This is a genomic window from Bacillus sp. RC251, assembly GCF_044908765.1.
GTDB lineage: Bacteria > Bacillota > Bacilli > Bacillales > Bacillaceae_G > Bacillus_A > Bacillus_A wiedmannii.
In genome coordinates, this window is sequence record NZ_JBIYDP010000001.1 from 751309 (window position 1) to 777982 (window position 26674).

Annotated in this window: 23 protein-coding genes and 1 other annotated feature; of the genes, 16 read left to right on the forward strand and 7 right to left on the reverse strand. The window is 34.9% G+C overall.

All coding sequences use genetic code 11. The features are described from left to right. Positions 1-16: 16 nt before the first annotated feature. Positions 17-571 (forward strand): TlpA family protein disulfide reductase, encoded by a 555-nt coding sequence (locus ABH961_RS04000; protein WP_000733169.1) that lies wholly within the window; start codon positions 17-19, stop codon positions 569-571. 18 nt (positions 572-589) lie between these two features. Further along, positions 590-1270 carry a prolipoprotein diacylglyceryl transferase family protein gene (locus ABH961_RS04005; protein ID WP_141497535.1) on the forward strand — a complete coding sequence of 227 codons (681 nt, stop codon included), beginning with the start codon at positions 590-592 and terminating at the stop codon, positions 1268-1270. Between the two features lie 54 nt (positions 1271-1324). Here ABH961_RS04005 and ABH961_RS04010 read toward each other — a convergent pair whose 3' ends face one another. Beyond that, positions 1325-1870 carry a helix-turn-helix domain-containing protein gene (locus ABH961_RS04010; protein ID WP_000427657.1) on the reverse strand — a complete coding sequence of 182 codons (546 nt, stop codon included), beginning with the start codon at positions 1868-1870 and terminating at the stop codon, positions 1325-1327. Between the two features lie 150 nt (positions 1871-2020). Here ABH961_RS04010 and dsdA point away from each other — a divergent pair, with 150 nt between their 5' ends. After that, a complete protein-coding gene (dsdA, locus tag ABH961_RS04015) occupies positions 2021-3361 on the forward strand; it encodes a D-serine ammonia-lyase (protein WP_098080222.1) in 1341 nt (446 codons plus the stop codon). A 159-nt stretch (positions 3362-3520) separates the two neighbouring features. After that, positions 3521-4768: a DUF445 domain-containing protein gene (locus tag ABH961_RS04020; protein ID WP_404518921.1), complete on the forward strand. Its 1248-nt coding sequence runs from the start codon at positions 3521-3523 to the stop codon at positions 4766-4768. Positions 4769-4800: 32 nt separating this feature from the next. Here ABH961_RS04020 and exsE read toward each other — a convergent pair whose 3' ends face one another. The 4 genes from exsE to ABH961_RS04040 are packed head-to-tail and all read right to left on the reverse strand — an operon-like array spanning position 4801 to position 7739. After that, entirely contained in the window at positions 4801-5757 is a 957-nt protein-coding gene (gene exsE / locus ABH961_RS04025; RefSeq protein ID WP_098080226.1) for an exosporium protein ExsE, read from the reverse strand. Continuing rightward, positions 5754-6824 carry a hypothetical protein gene (locus tag ABH961_RS04030; RefSeq protein WP_048543329.1) on the reverse strand — a complete coding sequence of 357 codons (1071 nt, stop codon included), beginning with the start codon at positions 6822-6824 and terminating at the stop codon, positions 5754-5756. Before ABH961_RS04030 ends, exsE begins: the two co-directional genes overlap by 4 nt. Next, the gene (locus tag ABH961_RS04035; RefSeq protein ID WP_404518923.1) at positions 6817-7260 is read right to left on the reverse strand and encodes a hypothetical protein; all 444 of its coding nucleotides are present in this window, start codon (positions 7258-7260) and stop codon (positions 6817-6819) included. The genes ABH961_RS04030 and ABH961_RS04035 overlap by 8 nt, the downstream gene beginning before the upstream one ends. Beyond that, positions 7257-7739 carry an RNA polymerase sigma factor gene (locus ABH961_RS04040; protein WP_234931839.1) on the reverse strand — a complete coding sequence of 161 codons (483 nt, stop codon included), beginning with the start codon at positions 7737-7739 and terminating at the stop codon, positions 7257-7259. Before ABH961_RS04040 ends, ABH961_RS04035 begins: the two co-directional genes overlap by 4 nt. A 283-nt stretch (positions 7740-8022) precedes the next feature. Here ABH961_RS04040 and ABH961_RS04045 point away from each other — a divergent pair, with 283 nt between their 5' ends. The 6 genes from ABH961_RS04045 (at position 8023) to cls (ending at position 14457) form a co-directional block, all read left to right on the forward strand. After that, on the forward strand, positions 8023-8661 hold the full coding sequence (locus ABH961_RS04045) for a response regulator transcription factor (protein WP_048543327.1): 639 nt from the start codon (positions 8023-8025) through the stop codon (positions 8659-8661). A gap of 4 nt (positions 8662-8665) precedes the next feature. Then, positions 8666-9766, forward strand: coding sequence for a sensor histidine kinase (locus tag ABH961_RS04050; RefSeq protein ID WP_048543326.1), 1101 nt, complete (start codon positions 8666-8668; stop codon positions 9764-9766). Positions 9767-9902: 136 nt separating this feature from the next. Then, positions 9903-10841, forward strand: a complete 939-nt coding sequence (locus ABH961_RS04055) for an ABC transporter ATP-binding protein (RefSeq protein WP_001093813.1) — start codon at positions 9903-9905, stop codon at positions 10839-10841. Between the two features lie 37 nt (positions 10842-10878). Then, on the forward strand, positions 10879-11988 hold the full coding sequence (locus ABH961_RS04060) for an ABC transporter permease (RefSeq protein ID WP_404518924.1): 1110 nt from the start codon (positions 10879-10881) through the stop codon (positions 11986-11988). Position 11989: 1 nt separating this feature from the next. Beyond that, positions 11990-13135 (forward strand): ABC transporter permease, encoded by a 1146-nt coding sequence (locus ABH961_RS04065; protein WP_404518925.1) that lies wholly within the window; start codon positions 11990-11992, stop codon positions 13133-13135. A gap of 110 nt (positions 13136-13245) precedes the next feature. Next, positions 13246-14457 (forward strand): cardiolipin synthase, encoded by a 1212-nt coding sequence (gene cls / locus ABH961_RS04070; protein ID WP_141520075.1) that lies wholly within the window; start codon positions 13246-13248, stop codon positions 14455-14457. Between the two features lie 53 nt (positions 14458-14510). Here the strand turns inward: cls and pyrH are convergent, their stop codons facing one another. Further along, positions 14511-15254: a UMP kinase gene (pyrH, locus tag ABH961_RS04075; RefSeq protein ID WP_048543321.1), complete on the reverse strand. Its 744-nt coding sequence runs from the start codon at positions 15252-15254 to the stop codon at positions 14511-14513. Between the two features lie 376 nt (positions 15255-15630). On the opposite strand from pyrH, the gene ABH961_RS04080 reads away from it, so the two are divergent. The 6 genes from ABH961_RS04080 (at position 15631) to ABH961_RS04105 (ending at position 25765) form a co-directional block, all read left to right on the forward strand. After that, complete coding sequence (locus tag ABH961_RS04080; RefSeq protein ID WP_048543320.1) at positions 15631-16902, forward strand: cation:dicarboxylate symporter family transporter; 1272 nt, start codon at positions 15631-15633, stop codon at positions 16900-16902. A 24-nt stretch (positions 16903-16926) separates the two neighbouring features. After that, positions 16927-18366: an aspartate ammonia-lyase gene (gene aspA, locus ABH961_RS04085; protein ID WP_048543319.1), complete on the forward strand. Its 1440-nt coding sequence runs from the start codon at positions 16927-16929 to the stop codon at positions 18364-18366. 76 nt (positions 18367-18442) lie between these two features. Further along, entirely contained in the window at positions 18443-20155 is a 1713-nt protein-coding gene (malS, locus tag ABH961_RS04090; RefSeq protein ID WP_141500165.1) for an oxaloacetate-decarboxylating malate dehydrogenase, read from the forward strand. A 63-nt stretch (positions 20156-20218) separates the two neighbouring features. Further along, positions 20219-21517 (forward strand): sensor histidine kinase, encoded by a 1299-nt coding sequence (locus ABH961_RS04095; protein ID WP_098080230.1) that lies wholly within the window; start codon positions 20219-20221, stop codon positions 21515-21517. Positions 21518-21519: 2 nt separating this feature from the next. Next, complete coding sequence (locus ABH961_RS04100; protein ID WP_048543316.1) at positions 21520-22452, forward strand: response regulator; 933 nt, start codon at positions 21520-21522, stop codon at positions 22450-22452. A 118-nt stretch (positions 22453-22570) separates the two neighbouring features. Then, on the forward strand, positions 22571-25765 hold the full coding sequence (locus ABH961_RS04105; protein ID WP_404518928.1) for an SNF2 helicase associated domain-containing protein: 3195 nt from the start codon (positions 22571-22573) through the stop codon (positions 25763-25765). A gap of 95 nt (positions 25766-25860) precedes the next feature. On the opposite strand, the gene ABH961_RS04110 is transcribed toward ABH961_RS04105, so the two are convergent. Beyond that, positions 25861-25995, reverse strand: a complete 135-nt coding sequence (locus ABH961_RS04110) for a DUF3934 domain-containing protein (protein ID WP_000047588.1) — start codon at positions 25993-25995, stop codon at positions 25861-25863. A 405-nt stretch (positions 25996-26400) separates the two neighbouring features. Next, positions 26401-26659: a binding site (T-box leader), on the forward strand. Positions 26660-26674: the final 15 nt, after the last annotated feature.

Sequence of the window (26674 nt, forward strand, 5' to 3'; positions counted from 1 at the left end):
ATGAGGAGGAAGAAAAGTGAAGAAGCTAATTGCGATTATACTGGCCGGGGCATTAATTTGGGCCGGGGTTAATTTTTATAATACAAAGAAAGAAGAAAAAGAAAGAAAAGCAAAACAAGCGGAGTTACAAGAAACAGAAGTATTACCACAAGTAGGATTTAAAGCGCCAAACATAACATTAAAAGGGTTAGACGGGAAGCTGTATTCGTTAAATGATGCAAAAGGCAAGCCATACCTTATTAATTTTTGGGCATCATGGTGTGGCCCATGTGAAATGGAGGCACCTGACTTAGTTCGTATGTATGATAAATATAAAAAGGATGTTGAAATTTTTGCGGTAAATGCGACAATTGGAGATCCAGTACAAGAAGCGAGCGCATTTGCAGATCGTCACGGATTTAAGTTTCCTGTTTTACTAGATATGGACGGAGTAGCTGGATTAGATTATAAAGTATTTTCGTTACCAACGACATTTTTTGTTAATAAAGATGGAATTATCGTAGAGCAAGTACGAGGCGTATTACCTCCAGATCAATTAGAAGAGAAATTTAAGAAATTAATTGAGAGTTAAAGAGGGGATTTTGTATTGATGGAGTGGATCGTGAGGTTACAACCCGTATCTCTTATAATTGGAAGTTTATTTGGATTTATGTTGATGAAACGAAAGATGAAGAACGAAAGTGTACCATATGAAAAAATGATGGATGCAGTAACAAATGCTTTTCTTATCATCGTATTTGTATGGAAATTTGCACCGGCAATTTTAAATCCAGTATGGGCCTTTAGGTCGCCATTGCAGGCACTATTAGCTGTAGGAAGTATGCAGCATATTATAGCAGGATGTGTAATTGCGAGTATATACATTGTTTGGAAAAGTAAAAAGGGACAATTTTCGCTTCGTATTTTACTTGACGCATTACCTTTTGGACTATGTATGAGTATTATTTTTTATTTTCTATTCAACCACAAAATAGGTGTACAAACGACATTGCCTTGGGGTGTGAAAATATATGAATCTAAATTTTTATATCACCCTATTTTCGTATACGAGATCATCCTCGCCCTTTGTATAATCGGCTTGTTATGGATGAAAAATGAAAGGCTCGGAAATGGAAAGAATATAAGTGTTTTTCTAATTATTGAAGGGGTTGCTCATATCATTATTTCGCTTGTTAGTGAACAAAATTCGGTTCTATTTGGTTTATCAATACAGCAAATAATGAGCTTTTTTGTTATTAGTTTAGGAATTTTGTTGATGCCGAAAAAATAAAAAGATAGCCACGTATGGAGTGTGCCCGTACGTGGCTATCTTTTTTATTGTGTATTAAAAAATCGGCGGAGTAACAGAAAATAAAACAATTGCATTTTTCTCGAATTGATTTACCCATTTATGTTTTAAATAAGCGGGTATTTTTACGCTATCACCCGTTTCTAATATGTATTCTTCTTCATTTAAATGTAATGTAATTTTCCCGTCTAATACGTATGCTAACTCTTCACCTTTATGTTCTAGTACATTTTCTGATGAAGCTGTATTCGGTGGAACAGTCATAATTGCTGTTGCTAAATTTCCTGTAAAATCAGGTGATAGCAATTCATATGATAAATTATCGATAATCATTTTTTTTCGTTTATGAGAACGTACAATTAAATCGTCTGTATTTGTATCTTCCAATAAAAAGCTAAATGTTGGAACATCAAGAGCTTTAGCGAGTACTTTTAATGTTTGAATAGAAGGGTTAGCAGACCCACGCTCAATTTGACTTAACATAGATGGTGTAATACCTGCCATCGTTGCTAGTTCTTTACTCGTTAAACCTTTTTCTTTTCTTTGCTTTTCAATCTTTTTACCAATATCTATATTTTCCATAATGAAAGGCTCCTTACTAATTATTAAATTATATTTAAATAAATTAAATTAAAATTAACTAAAGTAAATAATTTATGTTAAACTAAATTAAAATTAATTTAATTATAATTTATTGAATCGTAAGCCACAAGGTTATGAGGAGGAAGAGAAATGCAGGGAATAGAGAAATTAAAAGAGGAATATCCACTATTAAATAAATTAATCGCAACAGAAGAAGTGTTTTGGGTGAATCCGAACATGGAAAAGTATGAAACGGCAATAAAAGATTCCCCATTGAATGAAGGTGATGTAAAAGATGCGGAAGAGAGGTTAAAGCGTTTTGCGCCGTACATTGCGAAAGTTTTTCCAGAAACGAAAGAAACGGGCGGCATTATAGAATCACCTTTAGTGAAGATACCTACTATGAAACAGTCTTTAGAGAAAAATTATGGGAAACCTATATTAGGTGAATTACTATTAAAATGTGATAGCGCGCTTCCGATATCAGGATCCATTAAAGCTAGAGGCGGGATTTATGAAGTGTTGAAACATGCTGAACAATTAGCTTTGCAGCATGGTATGTTAACAGAAGAAGATGATTATTCCATTTTAGATAGTGATACATGTAGAGAGTTTTTTGCCAAATACTCAATTGCGGTAGGTTCAACAGGAAACTTAGGATTAAGCATTGGGATTATGAGTGCGAAACTAGGTTTTAACGTAACTGTTCATATGTCAGCAGACGCAAAAGAATGGAAAAAAGATTTATTAAGAAGTAAAGGTGTAAACGTTATTGAATATGAAGCTGATTATAGTAAAGCAGTAGAAGAGGGGCGTCAGCAAGCAGATGCAGATCCTAGCTGTTATTTTGTAGATGATGAAAACTCACATGATTTATTTTTAGGATACGCAGTAGCAGCATCGCGTTTACAAAAGCAATTAGAAGAGTTAGAGATTGTAGTAGATGAAGAGCACCCTTTATTCGTTTACCTTCCGTGCGGAGTAGGGGGCGGACCTGGCGGAGTCGCATTTGGTTTAAAGTTATTATATAAAGACAACGTGCACTGTTTCTTTGCGGAGCCTACGCACTCTCCATGTATGTTACTCGGTTTAATGACAGGACTTCATGATAAAATTGCCGTTCAAGATATAGGGATTGATAATGTAACAGACGCGGACGGACTGGCGGTAGGAAGACCGTCTGGATTTGTCGGTAAAACGATGGAGCCATTTTTGAGTGGAAATTACACAGTAAGTGATGAAGAGTTGTATAGATTGTTAAAAGAACTAGCTGATACGGAAAATATTTATTTAGAGCCTTCTGCGTTAGCGGGCATGATAGGATCAGTGAAAGTATGTACAGAAGATGAGTATTTACAAAAGCGACAGTTAACAGAGAAGATGAAAAAAGGTACTCATATTGTGTGGGGAACTGGCGGTAGTATGGTTCCAGAAGATGTGATGAATGGGTATTATAAAACAGGTGAGTCATTAACAATATTAGAAAAATGAGGCTAATTGTGGCCTCATTTTTTATTTATATGACATATGTATTATTATAAATTCTTTGTTATTTTCGCATTAGTTCATTATAGTATAGATATAAAGAATTAATATCAAATAAACATAACAAAAAAGCTTTATTTTACATAATAAGAGGATGTGTATACGATGTCATTACAGACTAAATATATAGCGGGTATTTCGCTTGGGGTTATGGGAGTAGGCTTTGCGGCTTCTATCCCTTTTCAAGGAACGGTAGCTGGAGAGATTATACAAGGGGGATTTGAAGCTGGATTAGTTGGTGGACTTGCGGATTGGTTCGCGGTTACAGCATTATTCCGTCATCCGATGGGAATTCCAATTCCTCATACAGCGTTATTACCTAAAAATCGTAAACGAGTAACGAAAGGGCTTATTCATACGTTAGAAAATGAGTGGCTGACGAAAGAAAGTATTACGAATAAAGTAAAAGACATGCAGCTAGCACAAATGGTGCTGCAAATTGCTGAGAGAGAAATGCAGTCTGATGCTGTGAAGAAAGGGATTGTAACGATTGCTGAGAAAGCGATTGTTTCAATAGATACGGAAAAGTTAGCGGTTATTATTGAAAAAGAATTAAAAACGTATTTGCATACAATTAATACAAGTAACATTTTACAAGTGCTTGTTGATCAGTTAGTTGTGCAAGAATATGATGAAAAAACACTTGATTACATATTAGTGAAAGTGAAAGATTGGACAGCGCAAGATGAAGCGCGTTACCAGCTCGGAAGTTTAGGTATGAAGGCGATGGAAAATATAAAAGTAGATGGATTCTTACAGTTTACTTTAAAATCGTTTATGAATATTGTAGATGAAGATAAAATTGGCGGCATTTTGCAGAAATTTATTATTAGCAATATTAACAGCTTACAAGATGCAGATAATAGCACAAGACAACTTATCTTATCAAACATTCGCCAAGAAATTATAAATGTAAAAGAAAATGAAGCGTTACTACAAGAATTAGAAAATTGGAAAGGAAAATGGATTGCCAATTGGGATGCTACTGACAAAATTAAAGAGATGCTGGAGCAAGTACAACAAAGGGCAATTACTTTTGTGAAAAATGAAGAATTTGCGAATAAGTATGTTATTCCATTTTTACAAACACAAATGAATAAAATAAAAGAAGATGAACAAACTGTTCAAAAAATAGAAGAGTGGCTACAAAAACAAGTTGTCACACTTGTGGAAAAGAATCATTCGAAAATCGGAAAACTTGTACAAGAAAATCTTGATAAGTTAGATGATAAAACGTTAATTGAAATGATTGAAAATAACGTCGGTAAAGATTTGCAGTGGATCCGAGTGAACGGGGCGGTTTGCGGATTTATGATTGGATTAGTATTAGAAGGAATTAAAGCGATTATATAAGAAAAACCTTCCGCAATTGCGGAAGGTTTTTCTTATTTTTCAATAACGCTCATATTTAAATTGTAAGCTTTCTCAATATTTAACTTGTACGTCCCATTTCCGGTTTTAATCGAATTTTTATACCAATGTTCTTGGTTGTTTAATTCTGGATGCTCTTCTGAAGAAGTATTTTCTTTTTTCGTTAAATCTTCTACTTGTTCCCAAGGTGTGCTTCCGTGTGTTTCTTTTTGATTCGTTACTGCTGTTAAAGATACATCACTCTCTTTTGCAAGATGTACAGACACTCTTGAGCTTTCTTGTACAAACCAATTGTTTTGTAATTGACCTGGATAAAGAGATAGCTCGTTATTTGAAGCACGAATTTCCACATTTTTATTTTGCGGAAGAACAAGCGTTGGTTTCACCTGTGGTGCCGAGTTAAATAACGTATGCTGAACAGGTAATGATTTTAATGTGATATGCATCGTTTCTCCAGCCGTTTGAACGGAAAGGAAATCATCTCGTTTTAAATTGAGTTTTTCATTTGCTTTCGTCGTCATTTCATAAGTTCCCAAAAGATGAATTTGATTTGTATTATTTCCCTCTATCGTTAGAGGCTGATGTCCTGCATCTACTACGATTTTTTTGATAGATTCAGGTATATCAAATTGTCCGTCTGGAATATTACTCGTTTGCCTCGTTGTGTTAATAGAATGACGAACTTCTTCTAGTAATCCAGTTGATAATAAACAGTAAAAAGCAATTCCGACACTTCCTAAAACGCCGATAAAGAAAATACTAAAAATATCATATTTAATAAAAGATTGCTCTTTTTTAGAGAATAGAAGGTATAGTAAAACTTCAGCTCCAAGTATGATAAGTAAAACCGGCCACCATGCAGTTAGTGTATCTAATACTTGAATTCCTTTTACGACTGAAAATAGTAAAAAGCATCCTAACGATATAATAGAAAGCCCCATTGAGAATGTTCCAACACGCCAAGTCCTCATTCGCTTGTCCCACCTTTGTTTTCTTTATTTCCAAGTAACAATTTAAAGCCGCCACCAATTAAGAAGAGTGCAACGATAGATGTTTGGAAATAGCGATAATATAGTTCGCTAAGATGAATATTAAATATAGTTACAAAATAATCATTCAAAATAGGAAGGACTGTTTGATTTAATAAATAATAACCACCTAAAGCAATTAATCCGATACCAATCCATCTTTGATGATTGATAAAATAATCAATGATAGGTTCGTCATGTACACGTTCTTTTCCATACTTTGCAGTTTGCTGTAAAGCGTCGAAAAAGCTATAAAACCAAATGATTGGTACTAAAAATAAAAACGCAGAAAGTCTTAATAAGTCGAGTAAATAAATTGATAGTAAAAAGGCTGCCATAAGCTGAAGACCACGACGTTGTAAACCTAAATACATATGTCCTGCTCCAGGGAACATCGCTAAAATAGAAGCAAATGTTTTACTTTTCTTTCCTTGTTCTCGATGTTCTTCAAAATCTTCGAAAATAGTACGATCATCTAGTTGCTCTCCGCGCTCTTTTTTCTGTAGTTGTTGAACAACATCAAAGAAGTTATAAATCCATAAAACAGGTAATGTAATAAGGAAGATAAGGAAACTTTCTTGCGATGTTAAAAGTGCAACGAATATAATCATACTTCCGATTCCTGTGCAAGCTACTAAAAATGTAAGTCCACGTTGCATAAGTCCTAATTGAAAATGTCCAAGTCCAGGGATGATTGATAGAAGAATGATATAAAATCGTTCGCTTTCTTTAGAGGACTCTGTAAATTCTCCGGCTGCTTGTTTTTTCGATTGGTTAATAATAGTGATAACTAAATCTAATAAATTGATTGTCCATAAGACGACTAGTAAAAATAGAGAAAGAAAAGCAATATCACGCGCACCTAATGCTATTGTACAAAATGCTGCAAAGATAAATAGAAATACAGCCCCTCCACTATATAAAATAAACCGTCCAAATTTCTTTAAATATAAATGTCCAAGCCCGGGAATTAGCCCTAATACAAGTGCTAAAAAGGGATTTTTATTCATGTTTTGAACCTCCGTCCTTTTTTGATGTGTCGACCGATTTGTTTACAATTTGTTGTGAGATAGAAGACTCGTTATGTTTTGAAGATTTCTCGAAATTTGATGTCGCTGTGAAAATATACTGGAATAAACCACTTACCATAAAAATAATTGTAGCCGCAGTCGCAATTATGTAGTGAATAATGGTGCGCTTTAGTGAGTTTGTTTTTATATTTTCATTAGGTTGTAGCGTTTCAAAATTAATTTGCGTCATAACTTCGTTCGTAAATGAATCATCATTTATCATTGGAAGGTTTTCATGTTGTTCATCGATACTTTCCATATAAAGTGCTAAACAATGATCGCATTCATAAAGGTGTTCTTCCATAGATTCACGTCCATTGCTTTCTATAAAATCTAAAGTATAATTGTGCCAATCCTCTTTTGAATAATGCATCATAGAAACTCTTCCTCCTTCCAATGTTTTTTAATCCATTTTCTTGCCCGGTACAGTTTCATTTCGACTGTTTTTACTTCGATGTTTTCCTGTAAAGAAATTTCTTGATAACTTTTTTCTTCTAAGTAATGTGCGAGAACGACGTCACGGTAATTTTCGGGAAGTTCTCTCAGTTTTTGAGCAATGAGTAATTTTTGCTCTTTCGTCAATAATAAATCCTCAACGTTATGAGAGGATTTTATATTTTCCTCAGTTTCTTTACATAAGGAGAGTTCTTCATTTTCTCTAGCTTTTTTCCTCTTATAATCAATAGCGTGATTGGTGGCAATACGCGCCATCCAAGTTTTTAATCCGCGAAATTGATAATTAGGGAGAGAGGCGTGAATTTTTACGAATACTTCTTGTGTAACATCTTTCGTATCTTCTTCATGTCTTAAAATAGAAAATATAACTTGAAAAATATAATGACGATATGTTTGCACAAGGATACGAAAAGCGTGTTCGCTTCCTTGCTGTGCTTTTTCAATTAATTGTTTTTCCTCAATGGGTCTCTCCCTCCTTTTTGACGCATTCTATTATATAGACGTAAGAAATGATCGGTCACCCTACACATGTTGTAAAAAAAGAATAATATATTTTTAGGAAGGAAGCTATACGAAAAAAGGTGTGAAAAAATGGTAAAGAGAAGTATATAATGAGCAAGTAGGAAATGTTACGTGAAGAAAGGATGTGAATATTAGTAGGGGAAGGTCCATACTAACAAACATGAAAATTAAAATATTAATAGCAGATGATAATTCTTTTATTAGAGAAGGCATGAAAATTATTTTAAATACATATGAAGAGTTCGAAGTTGTAGATACAGTAAATGATGGGAAAGAAGCAGTGGAATATTGCAAAAAGAACGACGTTGATATCGCTCTTTTAGATGTCCGCATGCCAAATATGAACGGGGTAGAGGCAACGAAATTCATTTGTGAAGGGACGAAAACGAAACCGCTAATTTTAACGACGTTCGATGATGATGAATATATTTTGGACGCAGTAAAAAACGGGGCGAAAGGTTATTTATTAAAAAATAATGATCCAGAGCGTATTCGTGATGCAATAAAAGGAGTATATAACGGTCAAACTGTTATGCAAGATGTAGTGCTTGATAAAATTAAGAGCAATTTAATGGAAAGCAAAGAGGACGAATGTAAAATAGATACAAGTCTTTTTACAGAAAGAGAACTTAGTATTATCGCATTAATTGCGAAAGGTTTCTCGAATAAAGAAATTTCAAAGCAACTTTTCATATCAGAAGGAACGATTGCAAATTATATTACATCAGTTTTAGGGAAAACTGGACTTGAACATCGCACACAAATTGCGATTTATTATTTAACAGGGAAAGTAGATTAAAGATATGGAATTTTGGTTAATTGTAAGTAAATTAATTGTCTTCATATATATTGTGTTTAGTTACATTTATTTAAATGTTGTGAACTTACCGTGGATTATACTTACTTTGCTTTTATATCTTTCTGTAAATGTGCTGATCTCTATATTTAAACAAGATACGTACAAAAACATATTATCTAGTCTGTCAATTGGCATAGTTATATTATTTACATGGAAGGTTCATCCATTTTTTATTTTATTTTTACCATTGAACTTATATGAAGTTATATTTCGTTATATAGAGAAGAAATGGCAGCTCTTTATCATTATGATGATTCCTATTATCTTTACAGAAGAAAGTATTCGAATGACATATGGATTAATTGCTACATTTTCTTTTATCGTATTAACTATGGCAGAACGGTATATATCGCGTGTATTAAAGCTTGAATCACAAAATGATAAGATGCGAAAAGATATGCAGCGGCTGTCGAAAAGCTTACATGAAAATAAAGAGTACATAAAGCAATCAGAGTACACATTTAAGTTAGAAGAGAGAAATCGGTTATCACAAGAAATTCATGATAAAATTGGTCACTCGATGACAGGGGCGCTAATTCAAATGGAAGCAGCAAAGAGATTAATGGGGATAGATAAAGAAAAATCTGCCGAGTTATTACAAAATGCAATTCATATATCGAAAGATGGAATTGAAAGTATTCGAGTTACATTAAAAAATATGAAGCCACCAACGGAGCAAATTGGCATTCATCGTATGAAATTATTCATAGAGGAATTTGCCGGTAAGCATGATATAAATATCCCCTTCGTATATAAAGGGAATTTAGATATGATCTCACCGATTCAGTGGAAGATTATCGGTGAAAATGTTACGGAGGCACTAACGAACGCGATGAAATATGCTGATGCGACAGTCATTTCAATCGATATTCATGTACTTAACAAGATGGTGAAAGTACAAGTGAAGGATAACGGAAAAGGTGCAGCTCTCGTTAAGAAAGGTCTCGGAATTATGGGGATGGAGGAGCGAACAGCATCAGTAAACGGAAAAATTATTGTAGATGGAACAAGTGGCTTTTCAGTAACGATGCTGTTGCCGATATAAGAAAATGGGACGAAGATGAATCATCTCATATGAAAAAAGTGAATAATCTCATGTGAAAAGAATGAACTTCTGCACTGAGCAGGTTCATTTTTTTTGTTTATACTAAAAGCAGAGAAACCGAAATAGGGGTGAAATGATGAATACATTAGAAATTAAAAATTTAACGAAAAAATTTGGTGATTTCATCGCGGTAGATAATATGTCTTTATCTATTAAAGAAGGAGAGATATTTGGCTTTTTAGGATCAAATGGTGCTGGTAAGAGTACAACGATAAATATGATTGCCGGGTTGTTAAGAAGTAATGAAGGCGAAATTAGCATATTAGGAAAAAATATAAAGAAACATAATCGGTTTGCGAAGATGAATATCGGTATCGTTCCACAAGATATTGCGATTTATGAAGAGTTAACTGCCTATGAAAATGTGAAATTCTTTGCTGGACTGTATGGGTTAAGAGGAGCTGAGCTAAAAGCGAGAGTAGAGGAAGCACTTCAATTTGTAGGGCTTAGTGATAAGCATAAAAGTTACCCGAAAAACTTTTCTGGCGGGATGAAACGAAGATTGAATATCGCTTGCGCAATCGCTCATAGACCGAAGTTAATTATTATGGATGAGCCAACAGTGGGGATTGATCCGCAGTCAAGAAACTATATTCTCCAGTCTGTTCGAAAATTAAATGAAATGGGAAGTACGATTATTTACACGAGCCATTACATGGAAGAAGTAGAAGAGATTTGTACGAAAATAGCAATTGTAGATCACGGTAAAGTAATTGCAGAAGGAACGAAAGAACAGTTAAAAGCGATTATTACTGATACGAAAGATATTTGGGTTGAAGTGAAGTCAGTAGAAAATTTAGATGTAGAAAAGTTAAAAGAGATAAACGGTGTGAAAGCTGTTCAAGTTGAAGAGAACGTAATCAAGGTAAACTCGGATGCAGGAGTAAATAATTTAAATAAAATTATTCAGCATTTCATTAATCATGACATTGAAATTCGTTCGTTAGAGGAGCAGGCCCCGAACTTAGAAACAGTATTCCTTACGTTGACTGGAAGAAACTTACGAGATAAATAAAAGGTAAATGAAGAAAAGGTAAAGGGAGGTTCATCAATTGAACATCTTCAATATTGCAGTTATGCATATTAAAAGAGATTTCAGAGACGTAAGAACTTTAGTTTTTATGTTAGCATTTCCGATTGTACTTATGCTTGTGTTAGGAACAGCATTAACGAATGCATTTGATAGCGATAGTCAATCGATTAAAGATATACAAGTGCTCTACAAAGATGAAGCGAGTAGCACGTTTTCTCAATCGTTCGAAGCATTTACGAAAGAAGTCGATAAATCGGGTATTCATTTTAAAAAAGCTTCCGGCAGTATAGATGGGAAAGAAGAAGTGAAGCAAAATAAATATGCTGCTTATGTAGAATTAAATAAAAATGGTGCGAAATTTTACGGAAGTGACAAAAGTAGTATTGAGGGAAGTATTGTGGAAGGCATGCTTACAACATTTATTGATAAGTACAATGTAGCGGCCGAAGTTGCAAAAGTTGATCCTAGTAGGGTGAGCGCGGTTATTTCAAGCGGAAATCATAATGATTATATAAAAGAAACATCTTTACAAGCTGCGAAAAAGCCAGGTTCTATGGATTACTATGCGGTTGTAATGACGACGATGATTGCACTATATGCTGCGATGGGAGCGAGTTCTTTAATTCGTGGAGAACGAATACGTAAAACAGGAGATCGCCTCATTGCTGCGCCTATAAGTAAGGCTGAAATATTCATTGGAAAAGTACTTGGTAGCCTAGTAGCAAATGCTCTGTGCATATTACTCGTCATGTTATTTAGTAAATTTGTTTTTCAAGCGAATTGGGGTGACCATCTTGGAATCATATTTATTATTTTATTAACACAAGTCTTCTTAGCAATTAGTTTCGGTTTAGGAATCGGATATATTACAAAAACACCGGAATCATCAAGAGCAATTATTATGGTAGTAGTGCAATTAGCTTCTATTTTTGGTGGTGCATATTTCGTAATAGAAGAAAATTTCGTTACGAATTTATCACCATTAACGTGGGCGAACACAGCTGTTATGAAAATTATTTATGCAAATGATGTAGGAGCAGCATTGCCAGTAATATGTTTAAACCTTGGAATTTCGGCACTCTTTTTATTAATTGCGATTATTGCATTACGTAGACGGGAGGGGCTATAGTATGAAAGATATTTTATGGCTCATACAAAAAACGTTATCTGTACTTTTGAAAAATAAAAAAGGGTTATTCATTATTATTAGTTTGCCGATAATCGGAACATTAATCTCCTTCTCAATGTATGGGAATGTGGGGCAAGGGACGTTAAATATCGGGGTTATAAATAAAGAAAATCAATCTATAGCAAATGATACGGTGAAATTTTTAGAAGGATTAAATCATGTAAAGGTAAGTAAAATTAAAGAATCTGAAGTAGAAGATAAACTCACTTCCAAAAAACTTGATGGAGTTATTACATTAAATTCTGGTTTTGCAAAAAGTGTTCGAGAAGGGAAACCAAATCATATTGAAATTTCATCGATTAAAGGTGATCAAGTAACAGGATTTATAAAATCATATTTATACAATTATATTGATAATGTAGCAGCTATTAGTAAAGTAGCAGGAACAGATCAAAGTGCATTTGATAATATGTACGCTGGGTATCAAAAAAGTGCATTTAAAATGAAAACTGAAACGCTAGAAGATACTTCGAAAAATAAAGATATGACAAACCAAACGATGGGTTACCTTATTATGTTTATGTTGTTTTCAGCAGCGAACTTATCTGGTCAGATTTTAAAAGAAAAAGAGAATAGAACGTATTTTAGACTCATATCAACGCCGATAGATGGGAAGAAGTTCATATTATCTAATATCGGGGTAAATATGATGCTATTAACAGTACAAATTCTAATTACAATCTTATTCCTAACGAATGTTTTTCATATAAATATCAATATGCCTTTCATCGTGATGATTGGTGTACTCATGCTATTTGCTTTAATAGCGATTGGAATATCGTTAGTGCTTGTCGCTTTTTCGAAAAACTCAGCATCGGCAAACGCACTGCAAAATATGATCATTGTACCGACATGTTTACTCGCTGGATGCTATTTTCCGTATGATATTATGCCGAAAGCAGTGCAAAAAGTAGCTGATTTTCTTCCACAGAGATGGCTATTAGACACAGTATCAAAACTACAACAAGGAATTCCATTCTCTGAGTTGTATTTAAATATTTTAATTTTATTCGCCTTTGCGATTGCATTCTTCTTAATTGCTATTTATAAGTTTGGAAGAAATAATGATGCGAGAAACTTTGTTTAATATGAAAAGGGTGTGACGTTAAGTCACATCCTTTTTTGTATGAAGCATGAAATCTAAATTGGAATGACAAAATAGAAGGGTAGAAAGAAAATGAGCGGAAGGAAATCAAAATGATTAAAAAAATATTGCGAGTTACTTCTATTATTATTGCGATTGCTATTTTTATATTGATTTGGATGCATATTGACGTTACGCTCGGAAGAAAAATGGAAGCCGGGAAAAATATGCCGACAGAGTACACTCCTCATCATAGTGACTTTCAATTATATGTAGAAGGGAAGTCATTTTATAAACAGTTATTTACTGATATAAGGGAAGCGAAGCAATCTATTTACACGTACTTTTTTATTTTGTCGGATGATAAAAGTAGCCATACTTTTTTAAACTTATTAAAAGAGAAGGCAAAAGAAGGAGTAAACGTCTATTTATCCGTTGATCGCATTAATGATTTATCATTTGAAAGCAAGATGATAAATGAATTGCGGGAAAGTGGTGTACATTTTACATATAGTAGAAAACCTAAATTGCCATTCGGATTTTATTCACTTCACCATCGTAATCATCGCCGTATTACGACGATTGATGGAGAGATTGGCTATACAGGTGGTTTTAATATAGGGGATGAATATTTGGGGAAAGATAAAAAATTTGGATATTGGCGTGACTATCATGTGAGGCTTAAAGGGGAAGGAGCAAAAGATTTAGAAGAACAATTTGCTTTAGATTGGAAACGAGATACGAAAGAACATATAAAGAGAAGTACGAATAAAGCGAGTAAAGGGAATACATTACATACGATGGCTTGCTACAATGGACATCACGTCGCTGAAACATATATCGAATTAATACAACAAGCGAAGCATTCAATCGTAATTACAACACCTTATTTTATAGCGAAAAATAAAGAATTTATGAATGCTTTAATTGAAGCGCAAAAACGTGGTGTTACAGTGAAAATACTTTGGTCATATAAACCAGATATTCCTCTCATTAAAGAGGCAGCATATCCTTATATTCGTCAAGCTGTTAATAATGGAATTAAAGTATATGGTTATAAAAAAGGAATGTTTCATGGGAAGTTAATGTTAATTGATAATGAACTAACTGTTATCGGTACAACGAACATGACTGCACGTAGCTTTTATATGAACGATGAGATGAATTTGTATATTCACGGTGGGACTATCGTATCAGAAGTGAATGAGGCATTAACAAAAGATTTTCGTGATTCGAAAGAGATGACGAAACAATTTTTTGAGAAGTTATCGTTTTGGGAGCGTTGTAAGGAGAAAGTGGCAGGATTAGTGGATTTTTATTTATAAAGGTTAATGAAAAAGGGTGTCTTTTATAGACACCCTTTTTTAATGAGAGATAATTAGTTTTCATGCACAAGCAATGAAGCATCATCATTAATCAAAGTCCCTACATGCTCACCTAAACAAATTCTTTTCATAACCCCCGGCTCATCAAAGTTAAAGACGTGTGCTGGTAAATTGTAATCACGAGCAAGTAATAAAGCGGCTTGATCCATGACTTGAATGTTTTGCCTAACAACATCGTTATAGTTTAGTTTTCTGTACATTTTTGCTGATTTATTATGTTTTGGATCACTAGTAAAGACGCCATCGACTCCTTGTTTTGCGACTAATATTGCGTCACTATTCATTTCAATGGCTCTTTGAACACTTGGATAATCTGTCGTAACGAACGGCTGCCCGTTACCGCCACCAAAAATGACAACATAACCGTTATCTAAATGATGTACTGCTCTGAGGCGAATATAAGGCTCTGCTACTGCATTAAACGGGATGGAAGTCATAACGCGTACTTCTTTATTTGTTTTACTTGTTAAGACGCCGCGAAGCATTAAGCTGTTAATGATTGTACCTAACGTACCGATATTATCAGCTTCTACTCGATCAATGCCCCATTCTTCAGCTAGATGACCTCTGAAAATGTTACCGCCGCCGATGACAATGGATACTTCGATACCTAAGTCAATAATGGATATAATTTCGTTTGCGATATGTTCTAATCTTTTGGAGTTAAAGCTATTTCCGGATTGATCAGCAAGTGCGCCGCCGCTTAATTTAATTAATACTCTTTTATATGGCTTCATAACAATTCCTCCTATATAGATCGCAATAAAAAAGGAACAAAGGCAAATGCCTTTGTTCCTTTTTAAGAAAATGAAAAAGAAAAGAAGAAGATAGGACGAATTTTTGTACATAATTTTTCATACCATCCACTCCTTTTCATTTCGATTTATTGTAAGTGTATATCTTTTTGATTATACGAAACAATCTGATTACTTATCAAGTATATTGTATCTCTTTTTAATAAAAAGGTGTCAATGAAAAAGAAAAGAAAAATTTTCGAATTTTTCGTGACGAACTTGTAGGTTTTTGTATGATTTTGTAGGTTCGCTTATAAGATGTGTGAGTAGCTTTTATAAATTCAAATTGAAAGCGTTCGCATGAAGGGGATGAACATAAATGAAAAAATTCGGATTGGCAACACAAATTTTTGTCGCGCTTGTTCTAGGGATTGTAGTAGGGGCAGTCTTTTATGGCAATAAAACGGCGATTTCTTATATCACACCAATTGGGGATATATTTATTCACTTAATTAAAATGATTGTAGTACCGATTGTTATTTCAGCATTAATTGTTGCAGTAGCTGGTGTAGGAGATATGAAGAAGCTTGGGAAACTGGGTGGTAAGACAATTCTTTATTTCGAAATTATTACGACGATTGCTATTTTAATGGGATTACTTGCGGCGAATATATTCCAACCAGGTACTGGCGTTGATATGAGTAATTTACAGCAAAGTGATATTTCTTCTTATAAACAAACGGCAGATGCTACAGAGAAGAAAGGCTTTGCAGAAACGATTGTTCATATTGTACCGAAAAACGTATTTGAATCGATTTCACAAGGTGACTTATTACCGATTATTTTCTTCTCCGTATTATTCGGTTTAGGAGTTGCGGCAATTGGGGAAAAAGGGAAGCCTGTCTTTAACTTCTTTGAAGGTGTACTCGAAGCGATGTTTTGGGTTACAAATCAAGTTATGAAATTTGCACCATTTGGTGTATTCGCATTAATTGCGGTTACGGTTGCAAAATTTGGTGTAGCAACACTACTTCCTTTAGGAAAACTAGTGCTAGCTGTATACGTAACTGTTATACTATTCGTTGTGATTGTATTAGGTATTAATGCACGAATGGTTGGCGTAAACATTTTTACATTAATGAAAATTTTAAAAGAAGAACTCATTCTTTCATTTACGACAGCAAGTTCAGAAGCTGTTTTACCTAATATAATGAGAAAAATGGAAGAATTCGGTTGTCCAAAGGCAGTTGCCTCTTTCGTAATTCCGACAGGTTATACATTTAACTTGACTGGATCGGCTATTTATCAAGCGTTAGCAGCATTGTTTGTTGCACAAATGTACGGTGTGCACATGTCACTGACAGAGCAAATAACGTTATTATTCGTTCTCATGTTAACATCCAAGGGTATGGCGGGAGTTCCAGGTGCATCCTTCGTTGTTGTATTAGCAACGTTAGGTTCAATGGGGTTACCACTAGAAGGTATCGCGTTAATTGCGGGAATTGACCGCATTTTAGATATGATTCGCTCATCTGTCAATGTATTAGGAAATGCATTAGCGGCCATTGTTATGTCGAAGTGGGAAGGCGAATTCGATGATGAGAAAGCAAAACAATATGTAGAAACAGTCAAAGAAACAAAAGCAGCATAAGAAATCGTTAAGGAGTGAATAATCATGGCAACATTAACTGAAGTTAAAAATGGTGTTCGAATTGAAAAAGATTTTTTAGGTGAAAAAGAAGTACCGAATTATGCATACTACGGTGTACAAACAATGCGTGCAGTTGAAAACTTCCCAATTACAGGATATAAAATCCATGAAGGTTTAATTAGAGCGTTCGCAATTGTAAAAAAAGCTGCAGCGCTTGCTAATACAGATGTAGGAAGATTGGAATTGAGCAAGGGCGGCGCGATCGCAGAAGCTGCTCAAGAAATTCTTGATGGAAAATGGCATGATCATTTCATCGTAGATCCAATCCAAGGCGGAGCAGGTACTTCAATGAATATGAACGCAAATGAAGTCATGGCCAATCGTGCTCTTGAATTATTAGGAATGGAAAAGGGAGACTATCATTATATTAGTCCAAATAGTCATGTAAACATGGCGCAATCAACAAACGATGCATTCCCAACGGCGATTCATATCGCAACATTAAACGCATTAGAAGGTTTATTACAAACGATGGGGTATATGCATGATGTATTTGAATTAAAAGCAGAGCAGTTCGATCATGTTATTAAAATGGGTCGTACACATTTACAAGACGCTGTGCCAATTCGTCTTGGACAAGAATTTAAAGCGTATTCCCGCGTACTTGAACGTGATATGAAACGTATCAAGCAATCACGTCAACATCTATATGAAGTAAATATGGGAGCAACTGCAGTTGGTACAGGCTTAAATGCAGATCCAGAATATATTGAAGCAGTTGTAAAACATTTAGCTGCAATCAGTGAATTACCACTTGTTGGTGCAGAAGACTTAGTAGATGCAACGCAAAATACGGATGCATACACAGAAGTATCAGCAGCACTTAAAGTATGTATGATGAATATGTCTAAAATTGCGAATGACCTTCGTTTAATGGCATCAGGTCCGCGTGTTGGTTTAGCAGAAATTATGTTACCAGCTCGTCAACCAGGTTCTTCTATTATGCCAGGGAAAGTAAATCCTGTTATGCCAGAAGTAATTAATCAAATTGCGTTCCAAGTAATTGGTAACGACCATACAATTTGCCTTGCTTCAGAAGCAGGACAATTAGAATTAAACGTTATGGAACCAGTACTTGTTTTCAACTTACTTCAATCTATTAGCATTATGAATAACGGTTTCCGTGCCTTTACAGATAATTGCTTAAAAGGAATTGAAGCGAATGAAGATCGCTTAAAAGAGTATGTTGAGAAGAGTGTAGGAATTATTACAGCCGTGAACCCTCATATCGGTTATGAAGCAGCAGCTCGCGTTGCGAAAGAAGCAATTGCAACAGGTCAATCCGTTCGAGAACTTTGTGTGAAAAACGGTGTACTGTCACAAGAAGACTTAGAGTTAATTCTAGATCCATTCGAAATGACACACCCAGGGATTGCAGGAGCAACTCTTTTAAAGAAAAATTAAAAGAAGAGGGGGGGACAATCCCCTCTTTTTTGTTTACAATATAGAAATGCTATATATGAATAGAGGTAGGGATGTTATGAGTAAGTTTACAGTAGCTTCTAATGGTTCATTAGAAACGACATTAAGAGGAGTAGAAGTATTATCAACACCACTTTTAAATAAAGGGGTCGCTTTCACGCAAGAAGAGAGAGAAGAATTAGGTTTAAAAGGGTTATTACCGCCAGCGGTTTTAACATTAGAAGAACAAGCACGCCGAGCGTATGAACAATTTTGTTCTCAGCCGGACGATTTATTAAAGAATGTATACTTAACAGCGTTACATGATCGAAACGAAGTGTTATTTTATCGTATATTAACAAATCATTTACGTGAAATGTTACCAATCGTATATACACCAACTGTTGGTGTAGCGATTCAAAGATATAGTCATGAATACCGTAAACCGCGTGGTGTGTATTTATCAATTAACGATCCGTCGGGTATTGAAGAAGCTTTCGCCAATATCGGTGCAACAGCAGAAAATATTGATTTAGTCGTTGTTACAGATGGAGAAGGCATACTTGGAATTGGTGACTGGGGCGTTGGTGGTATAAACATCGCAATCGGAAAATTAGCTGTTTATACGGCCGCAGTTGGAATCGATCCTAGTCGTGTATTACCGGTAATTTTAGATGTAGGTACAAATCGTGAAGAACTATTAAAGAATCCATTTTATATTGGAAATCGTCACCCTCGTATAACTGGTGAAGCTTACGATGAATTTATTGATACGTTTGTACAAGCGGTAAATAAACAATTCCCGAAAGCACTTTTACATTGGGAAGACTTCAGCTCTCGAAATGCACGAAAAATTTTAGATAAATATCGTCATGATATTTGTACATTTAATGATGATATTCAAGGTACAGGTGCAGTTTCACTTGCTGCTGTGTTATCAGCAGTGAAAGCTTCTGGTGTACCATTAAGTGAACACCGCGTTGTTGTGTTTGGTGCTGGTACGGCTGGAATCGGTATTGCAGATCAAGTTAGAGATGCTTTGGTCCGCGTAGGTGTGTCAGAAGAAGAATCATATAAGCGTTTCTGGTGTATTGATCGTAACGGATTAGTTACAGATAATATGGAAGATCTTCTTGATTTCCAAATTCCATATGCAAGAAAAGAAGCGAAAGTAAATGAGTGGAAGCAAAATGATGTGATCGGACTTGCTGAAGTTGTGAAACATGTAAAACCGACAATTTTAATCGGTACATCAACTGTTGCAGGTGCATTTAAAGAAGAGATTATTAAAGAAATGGCTTCTCACACAGAAAGACCAATCATTTTACCGATGTCAAATCCGACGCCACTTGCTGAAGCAAAACCAGATGATTTAATCGAGTGGACAGAAGGAAGAGCATTAGTTGCAACAGGAAGTCCATTTGAACCGGTTACATACAACGGTGTAACGTATGTGATTGGACAATCAAATAACGCACTTATTTTCCCAGGTCTTGGTCTTGGAACAATTGTTGTACGTGCAAGCGTCATGACGGATGGAATGTTCGCAGCAGCTGCTGAAGCAGTTGCAAGCATGGTAGACACAAGTCAGCCAGGAGCACCTATTTTGCCAGAGGTTGAAGAGTTACGTAATATCTCGGAAATGGTTGCAATTGAAGTAGCGAAAGTTGCTGTTGCAGAAGGTGTTGCTAGAGAGAACTTAAGTGATAACGATATTAAGATTGCAGTGAAAGAAGCAATCTGGGAACCAGAGTATCGCCAAATAAAAGCGGTAGAAAAGGTTAGAATATAGAAATAAAGCCCGTTTATAAAAATAAGCGGGCTTTCACTTTTATTACCGAAAAAAGTATAGGAAGTGGCACCTTTGAATTGGAATCAATTATGGAAGAAAGATATATCCCTTTTAATTATATTAATGGTTGTTGTTCCGATTGCTGGAGAGCTTAATTTTCATCCTTTTAACGATACGTTTCGCGTTAGCTTTGGGACACCGCTTTTCTTCTTTTTATTATTATTTTTAAGAAGAATACCAGCAGCGGCTGCAGGTATTCTTGTCGGTATATGTGTCGTTTTATTCCGTGTATGCCTTGATTGGATCATGCAAGGTTCATTTCATATGACAGAATCATTTTATTTGCGCTATCCTGTGTTCTTCTATTATTTTATTTATGGAAGTCTTTTTTCACTTTGTAGGGTGAATAAGTTTCATCAGAAACCAATCGTTATTGGGTGCCTTGGAATTACAATTGAAATTATCGCAAGTATGTCAGAACTTGCGATTTATCATATGGTAGTACTCGGTACAATAATAACAGTTTCTGAAGTGAACAAATTAATTATTATTGCTATTTTTCGTAGTTTCTTTGCACTTGGCTTTTTAAATATGATGATTTTATATGAAACGAAATTAAAAGAGTCACAAGTCCGAAAAGAAAATGAAAAAATGTTCATGCACCTTTCAAATTTATATGTAGAATCTGTTCACTTGAAAAAAACGTTACAAAATGCAGAATTGATTACACAAGAAGCATATCAACTATATCGAAATTTACAGACAGATGATGATTCCAGTAGTAAAACAGCATTGAAAATAGCAGGAGAAGTGCACGAAATAAAAAAGGATAATCAAAGGATTTTTGCAGGATTATCTAAACTGTTATTAGATAAAAATGTGGCTGAGTATGTAGAAGGACATGAGCTTACAGAAATGATCGTAAGAATAAATGAGAAATATGCTGAAATGCTAGGGAAAGATATACGTTTTTCAAAACATATAGAAGGTGAACACGCTGCATATCACGTGTATACAGTGCTATCAATCTTTAATAACTTAGTTGCCAATGCAGTGGAAGCAATTGAAGATAGAGGCCTTATTCGTATTAAGTTATATAAACGAGAGCAACATGTAATCTTTGAAGTAATTGACGATGGCCCTGGTATTGCACAAAAGTATAAGAAATTAGTATTTAAGCCCGGGTTTACTTCCAAGTATGATCAAACAGGAACACCGTCAACAGGTATTGGACTTTCTTACATACACGAAATGGTAACAGAGCTCGGCGGAGAAGTAAGGTTAGAAGACAATGAAACTGAAAAAGGGTGTAAGTTTATAGTTTGTTTACCGGAGTGCAGTTTAAAGCGGGAAGGGGAATAGGTTTGTTTTATTATATTGTAGATGATGATGAAGTTTTCCGTTCAATGCTTTCGCAAATTATTGAGGATGGCGATCTTGGGGAAGTAATTGGAGAATCGGAAGATGGAGCGTTTATTGAAGCAGAACAGCTAAATTATAAAAAAGTAGATATTTTATTTATTGATTTACTAATGCCGATGAGAGACGGCATTGAAACAGTTCGTCATATAGCGTCTTCATTTACTGGGAAAATTATTATGATTTCCCAAGTTGAATCGAAACAGCTCATTGGTGAGGCGTATACACTTGGTGTGGAATATTATATTACAAAACCACTAAACAAAATAGAAGTAGTATCTGTTGTACGAAAAGTGATGGAGCGTATTCGTTTGGAACGTTCTATACATGACATTCAAAAATCATTAAATAATGTGTTTCAGTGGGAAAAGCCGCCAATGCGTAGTGAAACAGTACAAGAAGGAAAAAAGATATCAGATTCAGGACGCTTCTTACTAGCAGAACTCGGTATTGCGGGAGAGAACGGAAGTAAAGATTTACTTAGTATGCTGGAATATTTATACGGACAAGAAAAGGCGCAAACATTTGAATTTGGCTTTCCTGCGTTAAAAGATATTTTTCACTATATTACGATAAAGAAATTAGGGGATGAAGCTTTACATACGGATATTGATAAAGAGAAAAAAGCATCGGAACAAAGAGTGCGCAGAGCAATTTATCAATCATTGAATCATTTAGCCTCCCTCGGACTAACAGACTTTTCAAATCCGAAATTTGAAAGCTATGCTCCGAAGTTTTTTGATTTCACTGTAGTTAGAAAACGGATGACAGAAATGACAAAGGATGAAGTAGCAACTTCTGGCCATATACGAATTAATACGAAAAAATTTATTCAAGTGTTATATTTTGAGGCGAAACGGTTGATGGAGATAGAGTGAAAAAGGTGCTTATAAATAAGCATCTTTTTTTGTTCAATCAATATTTTATATTTTCTCGTAGAGCATGTAAAATGTTAAGTAAGAGAAAATGGTTTTACATTAAGGAAGTGTCAAAACAATGAGTTTTACATTAAATAAATCGATTATAAAAGAAGTATGCGGAGAGACCTCATATAAAAGAGGCGAAGCTTATTATAAAGCAAATAAAGTAATCGTGAATCATTATGATGAAACGAAAGAAATTTGTGAAGCGACGGTAAAAGGGAATGAGGATTTTCATGTTACAGTAGAAAAAGCTAAAAAAGGTGATGTAGTTGCGAGATGTAGTTGTCCTTCATTAGCGTCTTTTCAAACGTATTGTCAACATGTTGCAGCCGTACTAATACAAATAAATTATAACCAGCAAACGGGCGGCATGTCCGAAAATATGAGCGGAAATGATCAATTAACGAGCGGGATGTTTCAGTTGTTTGCAGAAAAACCACTGAGGCCAAAAAGTAAACAACACCGTTTTGATACACGTGAAATATTAGATATTGCGTTTATATGTTCACCAGTAGCGACGAAAAGTGGTGGGGCCCTTCTTGGAATTCAGCTAAAACTTGCGAAAACATATTTTATAAATCATATTAGAGAATTTCTTTCTAAAGTGGAAAAAAGAGAGGCTTTTCATTGTACTAATGAATTTACATACACGCCAGATATACATAGTTTTAAACAAGAAACGGACGCGATTATACAACAACTCATTAAAATATATCATAACGAAAAAATGTATGAAGATGCACTAGAAGTACATGCGAAACAAGATGAAAGTATGATATTCATATCGCCAGCTTCGTGGAAAGATATGCTCTCTTCACTTTCTAAAGTTGAGTATGTACAACTGAAACAAAATGAGCAACTGTTTCATGGCTTACAAATTTCAAACGGTTTATTGCCATTACATTTTGAGTTTACGAAGGGAAATAATGGTGGATTCACACTTCATATAGACGGCCTAAATCGTGTTCAAGTGATGGAAATGTATAACAACGCTCTTTACGATGGGAAATTATATCATTTACCTATGGAAGATTGTATGCGACTTATTGAATTGCAAAAGATGATGAATCGCTCAAATAGCAATCAGTTTTATATTCCTGAAAGTAAGATGGAACATTTTGTAGCGAAAGTTGTGCCAGGATTAATGAAACTTGGAACGGTACGAATTGATGAAGTAATATCAGATCGTGTTGAAACGCCGTCGCTAAAAGCAAAACTGTATTTAGATCGAGTGAAAAATCGTTTGTTAGCAGGTCTTGAATTTCATTATGGAAACGTCATGATCAATCCGTTAGAAGAAGACGGACAGCCGTCTGTTTTTAATCGTGATGAGAAAAAGGAAAAAGAGATTTTAGACATTATGAGTGAAAGTGCCTTCGCGAAAACAGAAGGTGGTTACTTTATGCATAATGAAGAGGCTGAGTATAACTTTTTATATCACGTCGTTCCGTCGTTAAAAGGTTTAGTTGATATTTATGCGACGACAGCAATTAAATTACGTATTCATAAAGGGGATACAGCACCACTTATTAGAGTGAGAAGAAAAGAAAGAATTGATTGGTTATCATTTCGTTTTGATATAAAAGGAATACCGGAAGCAGAAATTAAAGGTGTATTAGTGGCTCTTGAAGAGAAACGCAAATATTACCGATTAGCGAATGGTTCTTTATTATCACTAGAGAGCAAAGAATTTAATGAAATTAATCAGTTTGTAAAAGAATCGGGTATTCGGAAAGAGTTTTTACACGGAGAAGAAGTGAACGTTCCGCTTATCCGGAGTGTAAAATGGATGAACGGACTTCACGAAGGTAATGTTTTAAGTTTAGATGAGTCTGTTCAAGATTTAGTAGAAAGCATTCAAAATCCGAAAAAATTAAAGTTTACAGTGCCGCAAACTTTAAGTGCTGTAATGAGAGAGTATCAAGTATACGGATTTGAGTGGATGAAAACACTCGCCTATTACCGTTTTGGCGGTATTTTAGCAGATGATATGGGACTTGGAAAAACGCTGCAAAGTATTGCTTACATAGATTCTGTGTTGCCTGAAATTCGAGAAAAGAAACTACCTATATTAGTCGTTTCACCGTCCTCTCTCGTTTACAATTGGTTTAGTGAATTGAAAAAATTCGCCCCGCATATTAGAGCGGTTATTGCAGATGGAAATCAAACGGAGCGGCAAAAAATATTAAAAGACGTAGCGGAATTTGATGTCGTAATTACGTCATATCCATTACTGAGAAGAGATATAAGATCGTATGCGAGGCCGTTTCATACACTGTTTCTTGATGAAGCACAGGCGTTTAAAAATCCTACAACCCAAACTGCAAAAGCAGTGAAAACAATTCAAGCGGAATATCGTTTCGGGCTAACGGGAACGCCTGTAGAAAATTCATTAGAAGAGCTATGGTCTATCTTCCATGTCGTATTTCCGGAATTATTACCAGGAAGAAAAGAATTCGGTGATTTAAGGCGCGAAGATATAGCGAAGCGCGTAAAACCTTTCGTATTAAGACGATTAAAAGAAGACGTATTACAGGAGCTTCCAGATAAAATAGAGCACTTACAGTCATCGGAGCTATTACCAGATCAAAAGAGACTTTATGCTGCTTATTTAGCGAAATTAAGGGAAGAAACGTTAAAACATTTAGATAAAGATACGTTACGTAAAAATAAAATTAGAATTTTAGCTGGCTTAACGAGATTGCGACAAATTTGTAATCATCCGGCTTTATTCGTTGATGATTATAAGGGTAGTTCAGCTAAATTTGAACAACTATTAGAGATACTAGAGGAATGCAGAAGTACTGGTAAGAGAATTTTAATCTTTTCTCAATTTACGAAGATGCTGTCTATTATTGGCCGTGAGTTAAATCGTCAAGCGATTCCATACTTTTATTTAGACGGGAGTACACCATCACAAGAACGTGTAGAGCTATGTAATCGGTTTAACGAGGGGGAAGGGGATCTATTTCTCATTTCTTTAAAAGCTGGTGGTACGGGTCTTAACTTAACGGGTGCCGATACGGTTATATTGTACGATTTATGGTGGAATCCAGCTGTTGAACAACAAGCAGCTGATAGAGCATATCGAATGGGACAAAAAAATACAGTACAAGTTATAAAATTAGTAGCCCACGGAACAATTGAGGAAAAAATGCATGAACTGCAAGAGAGTAAGAAAAATTTAATCGCTGAAGTGATTGAGCCGGGAGAAGAGAAATTATCATCAATCACGGAGGAAGAAATACGAGATATTTTAATGATTTAATATAAAAAGCTATGCTTTCACATGTATGAGAGCATAGCTTTTTTAGTGTAATAATTATAATTTGTTTTGAACAAAGTAAAGAGATAATACAGAATTTATTTTTTAGTCCCTTTACTTTTATATGGCTTGGCAGCTGCCTTTTTCTTTGCACTTGATTGCCAACGATTCCATCCTTTACTTCCTGTACCTTGTCCTACACCTTTTTTCGGTTTTGCTTTCGTTTTACTCATATGATCACTCCGTTATATAAAAATCTTATTTGATAATAGTCAATGATTTAGAACATACTCTTTATAAATGACTATGATTGCTTTAAGTAAAAATAAACTGCTTGAATGCTATAGTATAACACGAATTTGCAAGTAAACTGAAAGGAATTACAAAGAAAATGAAAATAATACGAAATACTGCGGATTCTATATTTCGAACGATTACATTACTTGTTGTGTATATGTTAGTTTCGGTTAGTGAAACGTTTTTTGGATTGACAAGACAAAAGAAGTGAAGACGTTATATTGAAAACAATCAATAAAGCCGTAAAATAAAGAATTGAAAAATATTTTTAAATTTTTGTTGACTTTCTTTATTTTTTGTATAGAATAATCATTAATAAAATGTTTCAGAGATGTGACAACAAAACGACTATGAAAGGACGAGTAGTAGTAGGATGTAGTCTAAGCGAGTCAGGGGTGGTGTGAGCCTGATACGAAGCCTATTATGAAGAACCTCCTGGAGTTGCTAACCGAAATCCTTTACAGGAAAGTAGACTTAGCCGGGAACTTCGCCGTTACAAGAAGAACAGTATCGAGATATTTCATCTCCGTATTGTATAAGTGAGCAACCTCTGTTGCTAATTTGGGTGGTACCGCGGAACCAAAGTCTTTCGTCCCAGTTTTTTGGGAAAGAAGG